At 71.6% G+C, this 2,008-nt stretch carries 3 protein-coding genes; 1 reads left to right on the top strand and 2 read right to left on the bottom strand.

Translation table 11 applies throughout. The annotated features are described in order from the left end of the window. Nucleotides 1-68: 68 nt before the first annotated feature. Together KZA10_RS13480 and KZA10_RS13475 are read right to left on the bottom strand one after the other, a co-directional pair. Nucleotides 69-848: a YidC/Oxa1 family membrane protein insertase gene (locus KZA10_RS13480; RefSeq protein WP_141387517.1), complete on the bottom strand. Its 780-nt coding sequence runs from the start codon at nt 846-848 to the stop codon at nt 69-71. A 66-nt stretch (nt 849-914) separates the two neighbouring features. Then, nucleotides 915-1,187 (bottom strand): DUF6412 domain-containing protein, encoded by a 273-nt coding sequence (locus tag KZA10_RS13475; protein ID WP_218683132.1) that lies wholly within the window; start codon nt 1,185-1,187, stop codon nt 915-917. A 98-nt stretch (nt 1,188-1,285) separates the two neighbouring features. On the opposite strand from KZA10_RS13475, the gene KZA10_RS13470 reads away from it, so the two are divergent. Beyond that, on the top strand, nt 1,286-2,008 hold a 723-nt coding region (locus tag KZA10_RS13470), incomplete at its 3' end, for a nitronate monooxygenase family protein (protein ID WP_218683131.1).

The following is a 2,008-nucleotide window of genomic DNA, read 5'->3' as shown; positions in this document are numbered from 1 at the left end:
CGCCGCGAGCGTGGGGACCACGCTCGGTGTGCGGAGGGACCGCCGCGACGGAGGCCCCTCCGGTCCCTTCACCGCGCCGATACCGCTGCCCGACTGACACCCTGCGCCGGCAGCGGGAACCGCCGACGCAGGATGATGCGCTGCACGAGCGTCCACACCACCGTGACGGTGAGGTACAGCGCGGCGGCGAGCGGCACGAACGCGGCGAAGACCGCGGTCATGTAATGCATCGCCGAGACGACACGCAGCATGACGGGGGAGTTCAGCGGGGAGTCGTCGGCGTCGACCGGTGTCGGGCGGAACATACGGCGGGTGACCTCCGCGGCCGCGATCATCACCGCCAGGAGCACCCCGAAGACGAGGAACGTGGCCGCAGTCGCCGTGCCGCCGAAGAGCGCCGCGATCAGACTCGTGCCCAGAGGTGCGCCGAACAGGTCGTGCGCGAGCAGCTCGTTCGCGTGTCCCGCGATCTCCGGGCGCAGGAACAGCGTGTACAGGATGCCGACGACGGGGGCCTGCGCCAGCACCGGGAGCATCCCCGCGAACGGCGAGGTGTTCTCGGCGCGGTACAGCGCCATCGTCTCCTTCTGCAGACGCTCGGGGTTCTTCTTGTGGCGCCGCTGGAGCTCGCGCAGCTTCGGCGCGAGGCGCGCCCTGGTCTGCTCGGCCTTGGCCTGGGAGATGCCGACGGGGATGAGCAGCGCCCGCACCAGCAGGGTGACGAGCATGACGGCGAGGGCGGCGGCCGAGGCTCCGGCGAGAGGGGTGAGCAGGTCGGAGAGCCCGGTCAGGGCGCCGTAGGCGGCGTCGAGGAGGGTGGCGAGAGAGGGAAAGGCGAAGATGTCCATGCAAGAGTCCGTTCGTGGCGTCGGGAAGGGTCGGCGAAGGCCGCGTGATCCCGTCGTGTGAACGGACTACGCGGCGCTCGCGACTCCCGGCGCCCGAGGCCGTGGGTGGCCTGCGGCATCAGGTTCGCTCTGCGTGAGGAGGGTGCCGATGTCGATCGCCCGCAGCGGAGGCGGGGCGTCGGCGGTGGCTGCGGGGCGCACGCTCAGCACGATCGCGAGCGTGAGGGCCGTGACCGCGAGCACCGCGATCGCGAGGCCGAGAGCTGCCGCATCGGGCATCGAGACGAGCCCGAGCGCGGTCGCGACGAAGCTCAGCATCTGCCCGAACCACTCGCTCATGTGCGCTCTCCCTCCTGCAGCGAGGGTATCACCGGGGTCTGCAGGTCGGACCCGTCACGGTCGACCCCGGGGGTGCGGCGCGGGCGTAACGTCGAAGCATGAGTGACCTTCGCGCCCTGCTCGGGATCGAGCATCCGATCATCCTCGGCCCGTTCGGCGGGCTCTCCTCGATCGCGCTCACCGCGGCGGTGAGCAACGCCGGCGGACTGGGCTCATTCGGCCTGTACGGCTACGAGGGCGACCGCATCTGCGCGACCGGAGCCGAGCTGCGTGCGGCTACCGATCGGCCGTTCGCGGTGAACATCTGGCTTCCCACGGGCGACGAGGTCGAACCGAACCCGCAGCACACGGTGTTCGCCCAGGCGCTGCAACCCTTCTACGAGGCCGTGGGTCTCGACGTGCCGAGCAGACCGGAGCGCTACACCCCCGCCCTGGAGGAGCAGCTCGACGCGATCTGGGAGATCGAGCCCACGGTGCTGAGCGTGGTGTTCGGGGTGCCGTCCGCCGATGTGGTCCGAGAGGCGCACCATCGCGGTATCCGGATCGTCGGCACGGCGACCACCGTGGCCGAGGCGGTCGCGCTCGCCGCAGCGGGAGTGGATGCCGTGGTCGCGACCGGGGCGGAGGCCGGCGGGCATCGGGTGTCGTTCCTGCGCCCTGCCGAGGAGTCGCTCGTCGGGACCTTCGCCCTGATCCCGCAGGTCGTCGATGCGGTGGACGTGCCCGTGATCGCGGCCGGAGGCATCGCCGATCGACGCGGTGTGGCCGCGGCGTTCGCTCTCGGGGCCGCGGGCGTGCAGGTCGGGACGGCCTTCCTCGCC

The sequence above is a fragment of the Microbacterium sp. BF1 genome, from assembly GCF_019279095.1.
GTDB lineage: Bacteria > Actinomycetota > Actinomycetes > Actinomycetales > Microbacteriaceae > Microbacterium > Microbacterium maritypicum.
This window is presented reverse-complemented; position numbering and strand designations above follow the sequence as displayed.

Bases quoted from the DNA above. Each gene is read 5' to 3' on its own strand.
- KZA10_RS13475 (WP_218683132.1), bottom strand. From the start codon at position 1,187: ATGAGCGAGTGGTTCGGGCAGATGCTGAGCTTCGTCGCGACCGCGCTC.
- KZA10_RS13480 (WP_141387517.1), bottom strand. From the start codon at position 848: ATGGACATCTTCGCCTTTCCCTCTCTCGCCACCCTCCTCGACGCCGCC.